Here is a 17,547-nt window from a genome sequence, read left to right on the forward strand (position 1 = left end):
AGAAACGTGATTGGAGAACAATGTGGTCCTGCGCCTGGCCCGCCTGGTCCTGATGACTGCTGCGGTGATGTGCCTGTCGCTGCCGGGTTTGGCGCGGGCGGATGCGGCCATGGTCTCGGCGCGCGGCGGCGTCGCCATCGGCGGTTATGACCCGGTGGCGTTCTTTGAGCACGGCGCGGCAGAGCCCGGGCGGCGCGGCAACGCGGTGATGTGGAAGGGGGCCGTGTGGCGCTTTGCCTCGGCCCGCAACCAGGCCCGCTTCGAGGCCAACCCCCGCGCCTATGCTCCGGCCTTTGGCGGCTACTGCGCCTATGCGATGTCGCAAGGCAGGCTGCTGGACGGCAATCCGCAGCTTTGGGCGATTGTGGACGGCGAGCTGTTTCTGCTCAACAATCCCGAGGCGCGTGGCATATGGTCGGCCAGCCGCGGCGAGATGATCGCCCGGGCGCGGCAGTACTGGCCGGTGATTCTCAGGAAATAGCGCGTCACCTCACAATTTCGAGAGGGGGGCTTTTATTTTTCTGACTGTGGCCCATATTCAATACAGACTGCGGAGTGGAACCACCGCAGATCTTTTTCACTGTCCCTCGTTCCATACTTGGCGCCCGGCTTGCCCGGGCGCTTTTTTGTATCGGCGGCGGCGAATGCATCTTTGCGCCGCCGCATGGCAAGGCTAGGGTGCACGCCATGACAGACTGCAGCGACGCGCATTTGAAGAAGATCCTGAAGCGTGCCAAAGTGGTGGCCGTGGTGGGCGTATCGATGAACCCGGTGCGCCCCAGCTACTATGTGGCCCGCTATCTGGGACTCAAGGGGTACCGGGTCATTCCGGTGAACCCCGGCCATGCCGGCAGGATGCTGTTTGGCGAAACCGTGCGGGCCGGCCTGTCGGACATTGATCTGCCAGTGGACATGGTCGACATCTTCCGCCGGTCCGAGGCGGTGCCGCCGATTGTGGACGAGGCACTGGAAGTGTTTCCCGCACTGCAGACCATATGGATGCAGATCGGTGTGGAGCATGCCGAAGCGGCTGCCAGGGCTGAGGCGCGCGGCGTCACGGTGATCCAGAACCGCTGTCCCAAGATCGAATACCAGCGCCTGTTCGGCGAGCTGCGCATGGGCGGATTCGCCACCGGGATCATTTCCTCGAAACTTTGAGCGTGCGGCGGGGCAGGGGGCTCCCGCCCGTTCCTGCCGTCCTGCCGGACGGCCTGCACGGTTGGGCCCGGCGCCGCTGCGCGGCGCGAAGTGGAAAATTGCTGAGATGCCCTTGAGGGGCAGAGCTGCCCTCAAGGGCTTTGCCGATTGTGCTCTTCTTCTGCGCGTCAAGGGCAAGCCGCGCTGGCGCGCGGAGGCTGCGCCTCCCTTGACCCGCGGCCAGACCGGGCGGACCTGGGATCAGCCCTTGGGGCGGCCGGCCTTCTCGGCGATGCCGCTGAGGCCCTGGCGCTCTGCCAGCACCTTCAGAACATCGTCCAGCGCCACGTCCCGGGCGGCCAGCATCACCAGGAAATGATAGAGCACATCGGCGCCTTCCGAGGCCAGCTTGCCGCCGTCGCCCTTCACCGCTTCGATGATCGCCTCGATGGCTTCCTCGCCGAATTTCTCGGCGCATTTCTCCGGCCCCTTGGCCAGCAGCTTGGCGGTCCAGCTGGTGTCCGGATCGGCGCCCTTGCGGGACAGGATGGTGGCTTCGAGATCGTGCAGCAGACTCATCGCATGCCCCTTCAGTTCAGCCGCATCGGGATGCCGGCCGCGGCCATGTGTTCCTTGGCTTCCTGGATGGTGTATTCCCCGAAGTGGAAGATCGAGGCCGCCAGCACCGCGCTGGCGCCGCCCTTGGTCACGCCTTCCACCAGATGGTCCAGATTGCCAACGCCGCCCGACGCAATCACCGGCACGTCCACCGCATCCGAGATCGCCCGTGTCAGCGGCAGGTTGAAGCCCGCCTTGGTGCCGTCCCGGTCCATCGAGGTCAGCAGGATCTCCCCCGCGCCCTTGGCCACGACGGTACGGGCAAATTCCACCGCGTCGATGCCTGTCGGCTTGCGGCCGCCGTGGGTGAAGATCTCCCAGCGGCCCGGCTCCACCGTCTTGGCATCGATGGCGCAGACGATGCACTGGCTGCCGAACTGATCGGCGGCCTCGGCGATCACATCCGGGTTGGCCACGGCGGCCGAGTTGAACGACACCTTGTCGGCGCCCGCCAGCAGCAATGCGCGCACGTCGTCCCTGGTCCTGACCCCGCCGCCCACGGTCAGCGGCACAAAGCACTGCTCGGCGGTGCGGCGCACCACGTCGAACATGGTGCCGCGGTTTTCATGGGTCGCATGAATGTCCAGAAAGCAGATCTCATCGGCGCCCGCCGCATCATAGGCCTTGGCCGATTCCACCGGGTCGCCCGCATCGCGCAGGCCGACAAAGTTGACGCCCTTGACCACGCGCCCGTCGGCGACGTCGAGACAGGGAATGATACGGGTCTTCAGCATGATGCCGTGCCTTTCAAGCTGCTTGGCCCCGTGGGTACGCAATGCCCGCGGTAAGCGCAACAGATATGGCGGAAGATGCGCGTTTTGGTCCGGGCGTACAGTAGCTTTATCCTTTGCACGAAGACATGCTCGCAACCGCCGTTAATCCGGGTGCTGTGATCCCCTGTGTTTACGAATGGCCAGGAATAAAGCCAGCCCCAGGAAGCCCAGCGTGACAAAGGGCAGTAGAAGCATGTTCAGGATGAAAGGCCAGGCCAGAAAATTGCCGACGGGTTCCAAAACTTCAGGGCTGCAGTTCGACCAGCCAACCTTTATGTGGTTGCCGCCGCACCCCTTGATAACCGCCTTGTTGACCAGCACCAGAAGCCCCATCAGTAGCGGAGCAAGGGCGATAGTTTTGGCTTTTCTTGGTGCTGCAAAAAAGACTGCAGCGGCCGCAGAAAAGGGAAGTGTTGTGAAAAGGAAATCCAACAAGTGTCGAACCGAAACCTCAACTGTGTGCCTGGGCCTATTATGAAGCAGGCGGATAAAGAGTAAATGTGTGCCGGAAACGTGATTTGATCGTGGTGCTCTGCTAGCTTGAGATCGCCGTATAGTCTGACAGTTTGGAGTTGATGTTATGACCAAGACCTTTGTCCTTGCCGGAGCCATCGCCCTCGCCTCCGCATTGCCCGCCGCCGCCGGGCTGGTGACAGTGCCAAGCCAGAAACCCGTTGGCGAAACCATGGATGCGCTGGAGGCCGCGGTTGAGGGCGCAGGGGCCACCGTCTTTGCCCGCGTCGACCATGCTGCGGGTGCGCAGAAGGCGGAGATGGAACTGAACGACGCGCAGCTGCTGATCTTCGGGAACCCCAAGCTGGGCACCCCGGCGATGCAGGCCGACATGCGGGCAGGCCTGTTTCTGCCGCTCAAGGTGCTGGCCTACGAGGACGCGGACGGCCAGGTCTGGCTGAGTTACGAAGACCCGGCAGAAATGCTCTCCGGTCTCGATATCCCCGCCGATGCAGGCTTCATCGCCAAGATGCAGGGCGCCCTGGGCAAGCTGACGGCAGCAGCGGCGCAATAACTCCGGACACCGGCGGGCCTTCCCCCGTGCCTTATCGGCGGGGGCGGGAGCGGCGGCGGTCAATCGCCACGGCAATCGCCCATAGAAACCCGGCCCCAAGGGAGACCGGGCCGAAGATCAGCGGCCCCCAGGCGGCAAAGACCCCCATGGTGTAGGCAGTGTCGCCCAGATCCCGGCCCAGCACCACGCAGGGGTTGGAGAAACCCTCGTGGATTGTGCAATCAAACCCGACCCCCAGCAGCATCACAAAGGCAATGCACAGCAGCCACAGGGCAATGGGCCCTAACGCCAGAATGGCAAGGATGCGGCGGATCAGACGCATACGGCCTCCCTTCGCGCAGGCGGCGTCAGGCTTTCAGAACCGCCAGCGCCTCTTGGAGGTCAATTGCCCCGTCATACAGCGCGCGGCCCGAAATGGCCCCGTTCAGCGGCGCGCCGCAGGATTTCAGCGCCCTGAGGTCGTCGAGCGAGGATACGCCGCCCGACGCAATCACCGGGATGCTGACCGCATTGGCCAGAGCGGCGGTGGCCTCCACATTCGGCCCCTTCATCGCGCCGTCGCGCAGGATGTCGGTGTAGATGATGGCGGCAACGCCTGCGTCCTCAAACGACTTCGCCAGATCGGTGACCATCACGTCGGTCTCCTCGGCCCAGCCCTTGGTGGCCACCTTGCCGTTGCGGGCGTCGATGCCGACCGCGACCTTGCCGGGGAATTCGCGCGCCGCTTCGCGCACCAGGTCCGGCTTTTCAACGGCCACGGTGCCCAGGATCACCCGCGCCAGGCCCTTGCCGATCCAGCGCTCGATGGTGGCCATGTCGCGGATGCCGCCGCCCAGCTGCGCGGGCACCTTGGTCTGCTTCAGGATCTCCTCCACCGGCGCGGCATTCACCGGTTCACCGGCAAAGGCGCCGTTCAGATCCACCAGATGCAGCCACTCGCAGCCCGCCGCAACAAACTCCAGCGCCTGCGCGGCGGGGTTGTCGTTGAACACGGTGGTCTTGTCCATCTCGCCATGCAGCAGGCGCACGGCCTGGCCGTCTTTGAGGTCAATCGCGGGGTAGAGGATCATCCGGGCGGTCCTTCGTGAAATCAAGCTGGCGGTGTTTTGCACAAGCCCGGCCTGAATTGCAACGCGACCCGAAGTCAACCTTGCCAGAAGCGCCGGATCAGGGACAGGCTGACGCAAAACAGGGAGGAAATGGAATGAAACATCTTCTTGCAAGCATGGCCGTGGCCCTCGGGCTGGCGGGCGCCGCTGCGGCGGATCCGGTGCTGGGCGTCTGGAAGACCCAGCCCGACGATGGCTCTTACGCGCATATCCAGATGGCCGCATGCGGCGCAGCTGTTTGCGGCAAGATCACCCGGACTTTCAACAGCGAGGGCGAATACCAGTCCCCCAACATCGGCAAAACGCTGGTGATCGACATGGTGCCGAACGGCGGCGGTTCTTACGAGGGCAAGGTCTGGCGGCCGTCCAATGACAAGATCTACATCGGCAAGATGGATATGGCGGGCGACTCGCTTGCCCTGCGCGGCTGTGTGGCGGGCGGGCTGATCTGCTCCAAACAGACCTGGACCCGGGTCAGGTAAGCCCCTGAAGGGCGGCCTCTACAGCAGCCCCAGCTGCACCGGGATCGGCGCATAGCCGCGTTTCATCTGCCGGTCCCGGAACCGCTCGAAAATCGCCAGCGCCTCTCCTTGCGCGGCAAAATAGCTGCGCTTCTGCACCCCGCCGGGCGCGTTCAGCGGCCCGGACACACGCTCGACGCACCAGTCGCCGAACAGCGTCGGCGTCAGGCTCAGCTGGCAATAGCGGTGCTTGCCTTCGGCGTGGTCGTATTTCTCGAAACGGATGTGCAAGGGGGCTGCCGCAGTGACAAAAGGTCCGCCCCGTATGCCTCGAAGCGGACCGCTTGTCTATTGTTCAAACCGGTGAATTGCACCGGCCCCTGCGGCAGCTGTTGTGCTTACACATCACCGGTGTATTCGCCGCGCGCCGGGTAGTTGTTGGGGATGGCAAAATCCAGCGCCGCCACCAGTTCCGCGAAATGCGGGCGCACAAACGGCATGGTCTGGACCGAGCCGTAATACAGCGTCTGCTCCGGCGTCACCATGAACAGGCCAGGCTCGGAGAACAGCGCAGGCTCCTCGATGCCGATCGACGTCTTGCCGCGCGAGGCGGAGATGTAAAGCCCCCACTCCTTGGCCGCGGAGAGCGGCAGATCATAGCCGAACCGCAGCTCCTTGGCTTCGATCTTGTCCGCCATGGCGCGGGTGCGCTCCTCGCCGTCGGAGCTGATGGCGATGCAGTTGACCCCGCGCTCGGCAAAGGCCGCAACCTTCTTCTCGAACTCTTTCAGATAAGTGGCGCAGATCGGGCAGTGCAACCCGCGGTAAAAGCAGATGACTGTGCCGCGCTCGGCGGTTTCCGAAGACAGGTCGAACGGGCCGTGGTCCAGCGTCGGCAGAGTCAGGCCCGGGGTCTTCTGGCGGGGGATCAGCATGAAAACAATCCTTGTGAGTGGTGGTTGCCCATAGGTATCGCGCAGTTTAAGGTCAAATAAATCCGAAAAACCTGACAGGAACACCGGAACATGGACCGCCTGACCACATTGATGGACCGTTTCCAGCTGGCCGTGCGGGCCGCCGGGCCGGGAGAGGCCAACCTGATCGCGCTGGCGGATGCCGCGGGCGCCCCGGAACGGATCCTGTATTGCACCAGGGGCGCTCTGCCGGCGCCGGACCCCGGCGCGGTGATGTGGGCCGCGCGGGTGGACTGGTCGGGCCACGGCAACCCGTTCCTCGCTGCCCTGCCATCGCTGGTGGATTACCGCATCGCCGGCAATGCCGAGACGCAGGGGCTGGTGACACTGATGCGGCAGGAGGCCGAAGGGGGGCACTGCGGCGCGCAATCGGTGATCAACCGGCTGGGCGAAGTGCTGATGGTGCGGCTCCTGCGCAACCAAATTCAGAAAGGCGCGACCGAACCGGGGCTGCTGGCCGGGCTTGCCGATCCGCGCCTCAGCCGCGCCATCGTGGCGATGCACGACCATCCGGGCCGGCGCTGGAGCAATGCCGATCTGGCGCAGCAGGCGGGGCTGTCGCTGTCCCGGTTCGCCGAACTCTTTGCAGCGGAGGTCGGCGAAACCCCGATGAGCTACCTGCGCCGCTGGCGGCTGATCCTGGCGCATCAGGACCTGCGGCGCGGCGACCGGGTCGAGGCGGTGGCGCGCCGCTATGCCTACGCCGGCCCCGAAGGCTTCACCCGCGCCTTCCGCAAGGCCTATGGCGTCGCGCCGGTGTCGCTGCGCGCCGCTGCGGCCTAGACGCGCCAGGCTTCTTCTTTGTCCAAATACTCAAAGCCGAAGGCCACGGCGCGCCAGCGCCGTCCCTTTACGGTTTCCAGGTCAGGAAGTTGCCGATCATCCGCAGGCCGGTGTCCTGGCTCTTCTCCGGGTGGAACTGCATGCCGACCATGGTGTCCCGGCCGATGACGGCCGTCACGTCGCCGGCATAATCCACATGCGCCAGCCGCTCCGCCGGATTGGCGGCGCGGAAATGGTAGGAATGCACGAAATACACGTGATCGCCGCTGCTGATGCCGTCAAACACCGGATGCGCATGGTCGATCACCAGATCGTTCCAGCCCATGTGCGGCACCTTCAGCGCCGCATCCGCGGGCGTGATTTTCACCACATCGCCGCCGACCCAGCCAAGGCCGGGGGTCTCTGCGTATTCATGGCCGGTGGTGGCCATCAGCTGCATGCCGACGCAGATGCCCAGAAACGGGCGGCCCTTCTGCTCCACCGCCTCGGCCATCGCGTCATAGATGCCCTTGTGGCCGCGCAGCTCCGCCGCGCAGGCCGGGAAGGCGCCGTCGCCGGGCAGCACCAGCCGGTCGGCCCGCGCCACCACATCGGCGTCCGAGGTCACCACGACCTCGCCCGCGTCCAGCTCCCGCGCCATGCGCTGAAAGGCTTTCTCGGCAGAGTGCAGGTTGCCGGATTCATAGTCGATGATGGCGGTCAGCATGGGAGACTCCTCATAAGTGCCTTCGCGGGGCCGATCATTGCCCGGCTGCAAGCCGGGCAGCGCCCGTCCGCCCCCATGGGCGGGCGCTTCGCTTCCGCCCGCGGCCGGGCGCTGCCCTCAGCGTAAAGTGCGGACCTCACAGCGCCCCTTTGGTCGACGGGATCGCATCCGCCTTGCGCGGGTCGGTCTCCACCGCCAGCCGCAGGGCACGGGCCACCGCCTTGAAGGCGGCCTCGGCAATGTGGTGGCTGTTGAACCCGTGCAGCTGGTCGATGTGCAGGGTGATGCCGCCATGGGTGCTGAGCGCCTGGAAGAACTCCCGCACCAGCTCGGTGTCGAACGCGCCGATCTTCTGGGTCGGCAGCGCCACGTTCCAGATCAGGAAGGGGCGCGCCGACAGGTCCAGCGCGCAGCGCACCTGCGCGTCGTCCATCGGCAGGTGGCACTCGCCATAGCGGCGGATGCCGGTCTTGTCCCCCAGCGCCTGCACCAGCGCCTGACCCAGCGCGATGCCGGTGTCCTCCACCGTGTGGTGGTCGTCGATGTGGTAATCGCCCTTGGCGCGGATGGTCATGTCGATCAGCGAATGGCGCGCCAGCTGGTCCAGCATGTGGTCAAAGAAGCCGACCCCGGTCCGGTTGTCGTAAACCCCGGTGCCGTCGAGGTTGATCTCGACCGAGATATCGGTTTCCGCGGTCTGGCGGGTCACTTTGGCGGTACGCATCTGCGGGCTGTCCTTCGTCATGCTGCACGGGCGCTTATAGGGCGGGCAGGGGGGCTGGCTCAAGTGCGGCATTGTGCAAGGGGGCCAATCTGTTGCAGCCCCCCCCCGCTCTCTTGCGCCGGACGGCGGCGCATGCGAGCTTGGCCCGAACCACCGAACCGTCAAAAGGGGCACCCATGTCCACCTGCGTCTTTGTCCAGATCCGCTGCAAGCCCGGCACCACCTACAAGGTGGCCGAGGAAATCGCCCTGCGGGAAATCCACTCGGAACTCTATTCCACCAGCGGCAATTTCGACCTGCTGATGAAGCTTTACATCCCCACTGGCGAAGATGTCGGCAAATACATCAACGACCAGCTGCTGCAGATCGAGGGGATCGAGCGGTCCCTGACCACGATGACCTACAAGGTGTTCTGAAGCCTGCACAGATTGCCCCCCGCAGCGGTCATTGCTGCGAGGGGCATCGAGGGTCCCCGGTCCCCAACGGAACTCGTGACCGGAACAGGCTCCCGGTCTGCGTTTCAGCAGGCTGAGATTCGCGGCAAAGCCGTTGCAGGTTCAAAAACCGGAACCCGGCGGCGGGATATTTTGCGGAAGAGCCGGGCAATGCCGGCGCGGCGCGTCATCGTGAAATCTCGTTCTGAAACAAACTCATTCCAGTGTAGCCGATTTCCAAGCGGATTTCAGGAAAAACTGCACTTCCGCATCCGGCACCGGAAAATCCTGCCATTTCATCTGCATAGCGAAAAAAACGCCCCGGCCAAGGCGGGGGCGTTTCACGGGCGCGGTTCGGGTCAGGCGGCGATCAGGCCCTTGTCCTTCAGGTCCGCATAGGTGGTGTCGACGGCCTTTTTCAGCCGTGCCAGCATGTCGTCCACTTCCGCGCGGGTGATGATGATCGGCGGGCAGAGCGCCACTGCATTGCCGGCCACCGCCCGGATGATCAGCCCGTTCGCTTCACAGGCCTTCTGCGCGGTGGCGCCCGCGGCACCCTTGTCAAAGCTGGCGCCGGTGGTCTTGTTCGACACCAGCTCCAGCGCCGCGATCAGCCCCTTGCCGCGCACCTCGCCGACCAGCGGGTGATCGGTGAAGATCCCGCGCAGCTGCGCCTGCATGTAGGCGCCCACGTCGGCCGCGTGCTCGAACAGATTGTCGCGCTCATAGATTTCCAGCGTCTTCAGCGCCGCGGCGCAGGCCGCCGGGTGGCCGGAATAGGTATAGCCGTGGCCGAACACGCCGACCTCGTTGGTCTGCGCGATCATCGCCTCGTACATCCAGCCGGGGATCACCGAGGCGGAGATCGGGAAATAGGCCGAGCTCAACTGCTTGGCGAAGGTCATCAGATCCGGCTTGATGCCCATGGTGGTGCAGCCGAAATCGGCGCCGGTGCGGCCGAAGCCGGTAATGACCTCATCAGCCCAGACCGGGATGCCGTGTTTGCGCAGCAGCGCCTGCAGCTTCTCATAGTAGCCTTCCGGCGGCACGATCACGCCCGACGCGCCGGTGATCGGCTCCACGATCATTGCCGCGATGGTGTCGGGGCCTTCCGCCAGGATCTGCTGTTCCAGGTTGCCGATGATGCGGTCCACGAACTGCTCTTCGGTCTCGTTGCCCTGGCGGCCAGTGTAATAGTGCGGCGAATCCGAGCGCAGGATCGACAGCGCCTCCAGCGGCGCGTCGAAATGCGCCAGGTTCGCGGGCAGCGAGGTCAGCGAGCCTGCCGCCACCGTGACCCCGTGATAGCCGCGCTCGCGGGTGATGATCTTGCGCTTCTCCGGCTTGCCGATGGCGTTGAAGTAATAGCGCAGCATCTTCACATGGGTGTCATTGGCGTCGGAGCCGGAATTGCCGAAGAAGAAATAGGCATCCTCCACCGGCACCATCGCCTTCAGCTTCTCGGCCAGGGCCATGATCGGCGCATGGGTCTTGCCGCCGAAGGTGTGCGAGAACGGCAGCTTGTGCAGCTGCTCGGTGATCGCATCCATCACCTCGGTGTTGCTGTAACCCAGCGAGGTGCACCACAGGCCCGCCAGGCCTTCGATGTATTTGTTGCCGTCCGTGTCATAGACATAGATGCCTTCGCCGCGGTCCAGGCACAGCTGCTCGGTCGCGGTGAAATTGGTGGTGGGATAGATCACTGGGGCCATGGCCAAACTCCTCCGGTAAACCGCCCTCGGGCGCATGTTTCCCGTAGCATTGGCGCGTTTTGCGCGGCACGTCAAAGGGAATTTGATCAAATTTTTCCGGCAGGCTGCAGAAAAGCGAAAGGCCGCCCCGAAGGGCGGCCTTTTCGGTTCCGGATGGAGCGGGCGATGAGATTCGAACTCACGACCCTTACCTTGGCAAGGTAATGCTCTACCCCTGAGCTACGCCCGCGCTGCCGTCCGGTGAAGCGGTGAATAGGTAATCCGGCGGGGGGCTGCAAGCGGAAAATGACCGGGGGGTGAAAAAATGCAGCCAACGCAGCAGGCCGGAAACGCAGAAAGCCGCCCCAAGGGACGGCCTGTGCGGTTCCGAATGGAGCGGGCGATGAGATTCGAACTCACGACCCTTACCTTGGCAAGGTAATGCTCTACCCCTGAGCTACGCCCGCGCTGCCATCCGGTGAAGCGGTGTTTAGGGTTTTCCAAAACGGGCTGCAAGAGGAAAAATGTGAACCCGCGCAAGTATCTGTGGATAAGCGCTATTCCGCGTTTTTGAGAAAAGCCTCAAGGCGGTTTTGCAGGGCGTCACGGTCCTTGGTTTCGCACTCCCAGATGGTCAGCACCTGCCAGCCCGCCGCCTGCAGCACGGCCTGCTGCTCTGCGTCGCGCTGTTTGTTGCGCAACAGCTTGGGTTCCCAGTAGCTGCGGCGCGACGCCGGAATGCGCCCGGCCGGGCAGCTGTGCTGGTGCCAGAAGCAGCCATGCACAAAGATCACCTTGCGGCGCGGCCCGAACACCAGGTCGGGCTTGCCCGGCAGATCCTTGCGGTGCAGCCGGTAGCGGTAGCCCAGCCCGTGCACCAGCCGCCGCACCAGCATCTCCGGCTTGGTGTCCTTGGCGCGGATCCTTGCCATGTTGGCGCTGCGCCGCTCCGGTGTCAGGGTATCGGCCATTCCACGTGATGCCTGGATTGTTCCACCATGCGGGCATGATAGCCGCTTTCAATCCGGCAGGAAATGAAGGCGCTGGCCGGGCAGGGCGGCAGGTCCAGCGCCTTGATCAGCTGGGCATCCTTCTGGCCTTCCAGCAGCACGATCTGCTCGCGTGCCAGCATGTCGCGGGTGCCATGGCCGCCATCGGCGCGGATCCGGCGCATGAAATCCTTCTGCTGCGCCACCGCCTCGACCACATCGCGGGGAACCGGGCGCCCCTGGATCAGCCGGAACAGCCGCGCCATGCGCTCATTGCCGGTGCCGCCTGCAAAGATCTGCTGGACCGCCGCCTCATCCGCCGTCCGCCAGAAATTCGCAGGATAGGGCTGGTCCTTGAACAGCCACAGGATATGGCGGAACCCCTCGGCCGAGATGGTGCGCTTGGCGTCCTTGTTCTGGCCGGCCGTCAGGTATTCGGGCCGCGCGATGATCAGCCCCAGATAGCAGCGCGCCCGGACCTCATCCGCCGCCACCAGCAGGCAGGCGCAGTCCAGCGCCTCGGTCGGGATCATCCAATTGCCGCCCATGGTGTGCTTGATGTCAACATCGCGGCCCAGGATCTCGGTGTCCAGCCGCCCCTTGCGCAAGCGCAGCAGCGCCCGCAGCTCGATCTCGACCCGCGTGCCGATATAGGTCTTCTCAGTCTTCTCCAGCTCTTCATAGGCGCGCCGCCCGGTCTTGGGTGTCATGATCACATCGTCGATGCATTGGCGCAGCATCTGCGGCACATCGTATTCCAGTGCCAAAGCCCCGCCCGCACGGGTCGTGATCTCCTCCGCCAGTTCGGAAAGGATGGCGAAATCCGGGTGGCCGGGAAGAACAAGGCTGCCGGGAAGTTTCTGTTTCATATTGCGTCCCGCCTGGCCGAAAGGCCGGGCAGCGCCCGACGCTTCCCATGGGAGGGCGCTTTGCACCCGCCCAGGGCCGGGCGCTGCCCTTCGCTCTGAAATGAAAGGGAGGCTTTACGCCCGCACGGCATGCAGGTTCGGCTTGGCAATCGCCGCCTTCAGCTCCCGCGCCACCGCTTCCGCCACCGGCGGCGGAAAGGCGTTGCCGACCTGGCGGTAGGCATTGGTCTTGGCACCGGTGAAATGCCAGGCATCCGGAAAGCCCTGGATGCGCGCCACCATCCGCACAGTAAGGCGCGGCATGTCATTATGGAACGGGTCCGGCGCCTCATTGGCGATGGTGCGTCCCTCGACGCCCAATGCGGCCCAGGCGCGCCGCGCCCGGGTCGGGCCCAGATCCGGCCCCCCGTGTTTCTTGGAGCCGCCGACGATGGTCGGCGCAATCTCATCGGCCTTGGCGGCCCAGTCGTCCGCCCCGCGCCAGCCGCGCTCCTTCATCAGGTCGACAAGGGTCGCACCCACTGTCGGCGGGTTGTGCGGCAGCGGCTCGGGCCAGTTGAACTGGCCCGCGAATTCGCGGCGCAGCGCCACGATCGCCACCCGCGGCCGCAGCTGCGGCACCCCGAAATCGGAGGCATTCAGCAGCCGCCAGTCGGTTTCATAGCCCAGCTTGGACAGCTGCTTCTTCAGCTTCTCGCGGTAGTCATGGAACACCGCATCCAGAAATCCGCGCACGTTTTCGATCATCACTGCGCGGGGGCGGGTTGCATCGACGATCTCGATGGCGTCATCGAACAGGTTGCGCTCGTCCTTCTCGCCCAGCTGCTTGCCGGCCACCGAAAACGGCGGGCAGGGCAGGCCGCCCGCCAGCAGGTCGATGCCCTTGTAGTCGCCCGCAACGTCCTTGAACTTGCGCACGTCCTCCTCCAGCACGTTCCACCGGGGACGGTTGTGGCGCAGGGTGGCGCAGCAATGCTTGTCGATCTCGACCAGCGCGGTGTGATCAAAGCCTGCCGCCTCGAGCCCGAGGGCCTGGCCGCCCGCACCTGCGCATAGTTCTACCGATGTCAGCATCCTGCTCCGCCCGTCCGTTCTCGTTCTTGCTCTGTTCCTAGGCGGAAAGATGATTCCGCACAAGAGGCAGGGTAGGGGCAAATCCCTGAATGCGAAAGGCCGCCCCGAGGGGCGGCCCTTTCGATTTCGGATGGAGCGGGCGATGAGATTCGAACTCACGACCCTTACCTTGGCAAGGTAATGCTCTACCCCTGAGCTACGCCCGCGCTGCCATCCGGTGAGCGGTGAAATAGGAATTCCGGCGCCGGGCTGCAAGCAAAAAATCCGCCCTCGGCGGAAAAAAACCGCCAGCCCTCCGCCGGAACTGCAGGCGCGCGGCGTGTCACGTCCGAACCGCCGGATTTCAGAGGGAGTTTGGAGCCATGCTGTGGAAAGATTATTTGCGGATCGGCGGCCTTGCTGCCGCAATCATCCTGGGCTGTGTCCTGCCGCGCGCGCATCAGCCCGGCACGGCGCCGATCGACAGCTGGATCCTGCAGATTGAGGAGATCACCCCGGTGCAGGTGGAAACCGTCAAGCTCCCGGCGCCGGCTGACTTCAACGCCTGACTTGGGCGGCAGGCGCTAGCCGGGGCGGAAATTCCCGCGCATCCGTTCAATGAAAAAGGCGCCCCGCCGATTGGCAGGGCGCCCATTGTTTTCACATCAGACCGTGCTGCTTATTCCAGCTCGATCAGCAGGTCCTTGGCATCGATCTGGCCACCGGCCTGAACGTGGACGGCTTTCACCACCGCGTCGCGCTCGGCGTGGATGCCGGTTTCCATTTTCATCGCCTCGATGGTCAGCAGCATGTCGCCCTCTTTCACCTGCTGGCCCGGATGCACTGCAATGCTGGCGACGACACCCGGCATCGGCGCGCCGACATGGTTCGGGTTGCCGGCTTCGGCCTTGGGGTTGGCCTGGGTCGAGGCCTTGACCAGACGGTTCGGCACCCGGATCACGCGGGGCTGGCCGTTCAGCTCGAAGAACACCTTCACCTCGCCTTTCTCGTCGGTCTCGGAGATTGCCTGCAGACGGATTTCCAGGGTCTTGCCCGGATCGATCTCGGCGGTGATCTCCTCGCCCGGCTCCATGCCATAGAAGAAGGTGCGGGTCGGCAGGGTGCGAACGGGCCCGTACTGGCGGTGGCGGCCCATGTAGTCCAGGAATACCTTCGGGTACATCAGGTAGCCGTTCAGGTCCTCGTCATCGACGGTAAAGCCTTCCAGCTCCTTGCTGAGCTCCGCGCGCACCGCTTCCAGGTCGACCGGCGCCAGATGCGCGCCCGGGCGCTCCAGGTTCGGCGCGTCGCCCTTCAGCACCTTGGCAACGATGCCTTCGGGAAAGCCGCCCGGGGGCTGGCCCAGGTTGCCGCGCATCATGTCGACCACCGAGTCGGGGAAGGCCACGTCGGTTGCCGGGTCCTCCACCTGCGCCCGGGTCAGGCCCTGGCTGACCATCATCAGCGCCATGTCGCCAACCACCTTGGAGGACGGCGTCACCTTGACGATATCGCCGAACATCTGGTTCACGTCGGCATAGGTCTGCGCCACGTCGGCCCATTTCTCCTCAAGCCCCAGGGAACGCGCCTGCGCCTTCAGGTTGGTGAACTGGCCGCCCGGCATCTCGTGCAGATAGACTTCGGAGGCCGGCGCCTGCAGACCGCTCTCGAACGCTGCGTACTGCGCCCGCACCTGCTCCCAGTAACCGGAGATCTCGCGCACCTTGGCGATGTCGATGCCGGTGTCGCGGTCGGTATTGCGCAGGGCTTCGACGATGGAGCCGAGGCAGGGCTGCGAGGTGCCGCCCGAGAACGCATCCATCGCTGCATCCACCGCATCGACGCCGGCGTCGGCCGCCGCCAGGATGGTGGCACCGGCCACGCCCGAGGTGTCGTGGGTGTGGAAGTGGACCGGCAGGCCGACCTCTTCCTTCAGCGCCTTGATCAGCTGGCGGGCAGCGGCAGGCTTCAGGAGGCCCGCCATGTCCTTCAGGCCCAGGATATGGGCGCCGGCCGCTTCCATCTCCTTGGCCATGCCGACATAATACTTCAGGTCGTACTTGGCACGGTTCGGGTCCAGGATGTCGCCGGTATAGCAGATGGTGCCTTCGCAGACCTTGCCGCTCTCGACCACCGCGTCCATCGCGACGCGCATGTTCTCGACCCAGTTCAGGCTGTCGAAGACGCGGAACACGTCAACGCCGGTTTTCGCCGCCTGGCGCACGAATTCCTGCACCACGTTGTCCGGGTAGTTGGTGTAGCCGACGCCGTTGGAGGCGCGCAGCAGCATCTGGGTCATCACGTTCGGCATCCGCTCGCGCAGATCGCGCAGGCGCTGCCAGGGGCATTCCTGCAGGAAGCGGTAGGCCACGTCGAAGGTCGCACCGCCCCAGCATTCGACCGAGAACAGCTGGCTCAGGTTCTGCGCATAGGCCGGCGCCACCTTGATCATGTCGATCGAACGCATCCGGGTCGCCAGCAGCGACTGGTGGCCGTCGCGCATGGTGGTGTCGGTCAAGAGCAGCTGGCGCTGCGCCTTCATCCAGTCGGCCACCGCCTGCGCACCCTTCTGCTCCAAGAGGTTGCGGGTGCCATAGGGCAGGTTGCCCGGCTCCGCATGCGGCGCGCGCGGCTCCTTCAGGTCGGCGGCGGGCGCCGCGCGGCCTTCGGTCTCCGGGTGGCCGTTCACGGTGATGTCGGCGATGTAGGTCAGCACCTTGGTGCCGCGGTCGCGCCGCTTCTTGAACTGGAACAGGTCCGGCGTCTCGTCGATGAACTTGGTGGTGTATTCATTCGACAGGAAGGTCGGGTGCTTCAGCAGGTTCTCGACAAACGCGATGTTGGTGCTGACACCGCGCACCCGGAATTCGCGCAGCGCGCGGTCCATGCGGGCAATCGCCTTCTCCGGCGTCGGCGCCCAGGCGGTCACCTTGGTCAGCAGCGAGTCATAATAGCGGGTGATCACGCCGCCCGCGTAAGCCGTGCCGCCGTCCAGGCGGATGCCCATGCCGGTGGCCGAGCGGTAGGCGGTGATGCGGCCGTAATCGGGGATGAAGTTGTTCAGCGGATCCTCGGTGGTCACCCGGGTCTGCAACGCGTGGCCGTGCAGGCGGATCTCATCCTGGCTGGACTTGCCGGTCGCTTCGGCAATGCTCTTGCCCTCGGCGATCAGGATCTGCGCCTGCACGATGTCGATGCCGGTGACCTCTTCGGTCACGGTATGCTCCACCTGCACCCGCGGGTTCACTTCGATGAAGTAGAACTTGCCGGATTCCATATCCATCAGGAATTCGACGGTGCCCGCGCATTCATAGTTCACATGCTGGCAGATCTTGCGGCCCAGGTCGCAGATCTCGGCACGCTGTTCCTCGGTCAGATAGGGGGCCGGGGCGCGCTCCACCACTTTCTGGTTGCGGCGCTGCACCGAGCAGTCGCGCTCATACAGGTGGTAGATGTTGCCGTCCTTGTCGCCCAGGATCTGCACCTCGACGTGGCGGGCGCGGGTGATCATCTTTTCCAGATAGCCCTCGCCGTTGCCGAATGCGGCTTCCGCCTCGCGGCGGCCTTCCAGAACCTTCTCTTCCAGCTCCTTTTCGGAGTGGATCGGCCGCATGCCGCGGCCGCCGCCGCCCCAGGACGCCTTCAGCATCAACGGGTAGCCGACCTCAGCCGCTTCCTTGCGGATCGCGTCCATGTCGTCGCCCAGCACCTCGGTGGCCGGAATCACCGGCACCCCGGCCTCGATCGCAACGCGGCGGGCGCTGGCCTTGTCGCCAAGCGCGCGCATGGTTTCCGCCTTGGGGCCGATGAAGGTGATGCCGTTGCGCGCACAGGCATCGACGAAATCGGGGTTCTCCGACAGCAGGCCGTAGCCCGGATGGATCGCATCGGCGCCGCATTCCTTGGCGACGCGGATGATCTCGTCGATCGACAGATACGCCGCGACCGGGCCCATGCCCTCGCCGATCCGGTAGGCTTCATCCGCCTTGAACCGGTGCAGGCCGAGCTTGTCTTCCTCGGCATAGACGGCGACGGTGCGCTTGCCCATCTCGTTGGCGGCGCGCATCACGCGGATGGCGATCTCACCACGGTTGGCAATCAGGATTTTTTTGAAGTCGGTCATGTCACCCTCGGGGTCCGTGCAAGTTGGTGCAGTGTTAGGCGGATATTAGCGAACCGCACAACAGTAGTTCTGGGTA

The 17,547-nt window shown here is 64.7% G+C and carries 21 protein-coding genes and 3 tRNA genes; 7 read left to right on the forward strand and 17 right to left on the reverse strand.

Annotated elements, in window-relative coordinates; genetic code table 11:
- Nucleotides 1-10: 10 nt before the first annotated feature.
- Nucleotides 11-481, forward strand: a complete 471-nt coding sequence (locus tag OKQ63_RS05610; RefSeq protein WP_264212975.1) for a YHS domain-containing (seleno)protein — start codon at nucleotides 11-13, stop codon at nucleotides 479-481.
- Nucleotides 482-687: 206 nt separating this feature from the next.
- Nucleotides 688-1,158 (forward strand): CoA-binding protein, encoded by a 471-nt coding sequence (locus tag OKQ63_RS05615; RefSeq protein ID WP_264212976.1) that lies wholly within the window; start codon nucleotides 688-690, stop codon nucleotides 1,156-1,158.
- A gap of 240 nt (nucleotides 1,159-1,398) precedes the next feature.
- Here the strand turns inward: OKQ63_RS05615 and OKQ63_RS05620 are convergent, their stop codons facing one another.
- From OKQ63_RS05620 to OKQ63_RS05630, 3 genes are all read right to left on the reverse strand, one after another.
- A complete protein-coding gene (locus tag OKQ63_RS05620) occupies nucleotides 1,399-1,716 on the reverse strand; it encodes a phosphoribosyl-ATP diphosphatase (protein WP_264212977.1) in 318 nt (105 codons plus the stop codon).
- 11 nt (nucleotides 1,717-1,727) lie between these two features.
- A complete protein-coding gene (gene hisF, locus OKQ63_RS05625; RefSeq protein WP_264212978.1) occupies nucleotides 1,728-2,489 on the reverse strand; it encodes an imidazole glycerol phosphate synthase subunit HisF in 762 nt (253 codons plus the stop codon).
- Between the two features lie 141 nt (nucleotides 2,490-2,630).
- On the reverse strand, nucleotides 2,631-2,963 hold the full coding sequence (locus OKQ63_RS05630; RefSeq protein ID WP_264212979.1) for a hypothetical protein: 333 nt from the start codon (nucleotides 2,961-2,963) through the stop codon (nucleotides 2,631-2,633).
- Nucleotides 2,964-3,108: 145 nt separating this feature from the next.
- Between OKQ63_RS05630 and OKQ63_RS05635 the strand changes: the two genes are divergently transcribed.
- Nucleotides 3,109-3,555, forward strand: a complete 447-nt coding sequence (locus OKQ63_RS05635) for a DUF302 domain-containing protein (protein ID WP_264212980.1) — start codon at nucleotides 3,109-3,111, stop codon at nucleotides 3,553-3,555.
- Between the two features lie 31 nt (nucleotides 3,556-3,586).
- Here the strand turns inward: OKQ63_RS05635 and OKQ63_RS05640 are convergent, their stop codons facing one another.
- On the reverse strand, nucleotides 3,587-3,877 hold the full coding sequence (locus OKQ63_RS05640; protein WP_264212981.1) for a hypothetical protein: 291 nt from the start codon (nucleotides 3,875-3,877) through the stop codon (nucleotides 3,587-3,589).
- A gap of 25 nt (nucleotides 3,878-3,902) precedes the next feature.
- Nucleotides 3,903-4,625 carry a 1-(5-phosphoribosyl)-5-[(5-phosphoribosylamino)methylideneamino]imidazole-4-carboxamide isomerase gene (gene hisA, locus OKQ63_RS05645; RefSeq protein WP_264212982.1) on the reverse strand — a complete coding sequence of 241 codons (723 nt, stop codon included), beginning with the start codon at nucleotides 4,623-4,625 and terminating at the stop codon, nucleotides 3,903-3,905.
- 134 nt (nucleotides 4,626-4,759) lie between these two features.
- On the opposite strand from hisA, the gene OKQ63_RS05650 reads away from it, so the two are divergent.
- Nucleotides 4,760-5,146 (forward strand): DUF2147 domain-containing protein, encoded by a 387-nt coding sequence (locus OKQ63_RS05650; protein ID WP_264212983.1) that lies wholly within the window; start codon nucleotides 4,760-4,762, stop codon nucleotides 5,144-5,146.
- Between the two features lie 18 nt (nucleotides 5,147-5,164).
- On the opposite strand, the gene OKQ63_RS05655 is transcribed toward OKQ63_RS05650, so the two are convergent.
- The gene (locus tag OKQ63_RS05655; protein ID WP_264212984.1) at nucleotides 5,165-5,416 is read right to left on the reverse strand and encodes a WGR domain-containing protein; all 252 of its coding nucleotides are present in this window, start codon (nucleotides 5,414-5,416) and stop codon (nucleotides 5,165-5,167) included.
- 107 nt (nucleotides 5,417-5,523) lie between these two features.
- Nucleotides 5,524-6,060, reverse strand: coding sequence for a peroxiredoxin-like family protein (locus OKQ63_RS05660; protein ID WP_264212985.1), 537 nt, complete (start codon nucleotides 6,058-6,060; stop codon nucleotides 5,524-5,526).
- A 90-nt stretch (nucleotides 6,061-6,150) separates the two neighbouring features.
- Here OKQ63_RS05660 and OKQ63_RS05665 point away from each other — a divergent pair, with 90 nt between their 5' ends.
- Nucleotides 6,151-6,882 (forward strand): AraC family transcriptional regulator, encoded by a 732-nt coding sequence (locus tag OKQ63_RS05665; RefSeq protein WP_264212986.1) that lies wholly within the window; start codon nucleotides 6,151-6,153, stop codon nucleotides 6,880-6,882.
- A 67-nt stretch (nucleotides 6,883-6,949) separates the two neighbouring features.
- On the opposite strand, the gene hisH is transcribed toward OKQ63_RS05665, so the two are convergent.
- On the reverse strand, nucleotides 6,950-7,588 hold the full coding sequence (gene hisH / locus OKQ63_RS05670; RefSeq protein ID WP_264212987.1) for an imidazole glycerol phosphate synthase subunit HisH: 639 nt from the start codon (nucleotides 7,586-7,588) through the stop codon (nucleotides 6,950-6,952).
- A gap of 136 nt (nucleotides 7,589-7,724) precedes the next feature.
- On the reverse strand, nucleotides 7,725-8,312 hold the full coding sequence (gene hisB / locus OKQ63_RS05675) for an imidazoleglycerol-phosphate dehydratase HisB (RefSeq protein WP_264212988.1): 588 nt from the start codon (nucleotides 8,310-8,312) through the stop codon (nucleotides 7,725-7,727).
- 176 nt (nucleotides 8,313-8,488) lie between these two features.
- Between hisB and OKQ63_RS05680 the strand changes: the two genes are divergently transcribed.
- A complete protein-coding gene (locus tag OKQ63_RS05680; protein ID WP_039179418.1) occupies nucleotides 8,489-8,728 on the forward strand; it encodes an Lrp/AsnC family transcriptional regulator in 240 nt (79 codons plus the stop codon).
- A 377-nt stretch (nucleotides 8,729-9,105) separates the two neighbouring features.
- On the opposite strand, the gene OKQ63_RS05685 is transcribed toward OKQ63_RS05680, so the two are convergent.
- From OKQ63_RS05685 to OKQ63_RS05715, 7 genes are all read right to left on the reverse strand, one after another.
- The gene (locus tag OKQ63_RS05685; protein WP_264212989.1) at nucleotides 9,106-10,458 is read right to left on the reverse strand and encodes an aminotransferase; all 1,353 of its coding nucleotides are present in this window, start codon (nucleotides 10,456-10,458) and stop codon (nucleotides 9,106-9,108) included.
- Between the two features lie 154 nt (nucleotides 10,459-10,612).
- A tRNA-Gly gene (locus OKQ63_RS05690) sits at nucleotides 10,613-10,687 on the reverse strand.
- A gap of 142 nt (nucleotides 10,688-10,829) precedes the next feature.
- Nucleotides 10,830-10,904 (reverse strand) — tRNA-Gly (locus OKQ63_RS05695).
- Nucleotides 10,905-10,994: 90 nt separating this feature from the next.
- The gene (locus OKQ63_RS05700; RefSeq protein ID WP_264212990.1) at nucleotides 10,995-11,408 is read right to left on the reverse strand and encodes a very short patch repair endonuclease; all 414 of its coding nucleotides are present in this window, start codon (nucleotides 11,406-11,408) and stop codon (nucleotides 10,995-10,997) included.
- Nucleotides 11,393-12,295 (reverse strand): NaeI family type II restriction endonuclease, encoded by a 903-nt coding sequence (locus OKQ63_RS05705; protein WP_264212991.1) that lies wholly within the window; start codon nucleotides 12,293-12,295, stop codon nucleotides 11,393-11,395. Before OKQ63_RS05705 ends, OKQ63_RS05700 begins: the two co-directional genes overlap by 16 nt.
- A 114-nt stretch (nucleotides 12,296-12,409) precedes the next feature.
- Entirely contained in the window at nucleotides 12,410-13,369 is a 960-nt protein-coding gene (locus OKQ63_RS05710) for a DNA cytosine methyltransferase (protein WP_264212992.1), read from the reverse strand.
- A gap of 131 nt (nucleotides 13,370-13,500) precedes the next feature.
- Nucleotides 13,501-13,575 (reverse strand) — tRNA-Gly (locus OKQ63_RS05715).
- A 156-nt stretch (nucleotides 13,576-13,731) separates the two neighbouring features.
- Here OKQ63_RS05715 and OKQ63_RS05720 point away from each other — a divergent pair.
- Nucleotides 13,732-13,917 carry a hypothetical protein gene (locus tag OKQ63_RS05720; RefSeq protein WP_264212993.1) on the forward strand — a complete coding sequence of 62 codons (186 nt, stop codon included), beginning with the start codon at nucleotides 13,732-13,734 and terminating at the stop codon, nucleotides 13,915-13,917.
- Nucleotides 13,918-14,027: 110 nt separating this feature from the next.
- Here OKQ63_RS05720 and OKQ63_RS05725 read toward each other — a convergent pair whose 3' ends face one another.
- Nucleotides 14,028-17,471: a pyruvate carboxylase gene (locus OKQ63_RS05725; protein WP_264212994.1), complete on the reverse strand. Its 3,444-nt coding sequence runs from the start codon at nucleotides 17,469-17,471 to the stop codon at nucleotides 14,028-14,030.
- Between the last annotated feature and the right edge of the window lie 76 nt (nucleotides 17,472-17,547).

The sequence above is a fragment of the Leisingera thetidis genome, assembly GCF_025857195.1.
Taxonomy (GTDB): domain Bacteria; phylum Pseudomonadota; class Alphaproteobacteria; order Rhodobacterales; family Rhodobacteraceae; genus Leisingera; species Leisingera thetidis.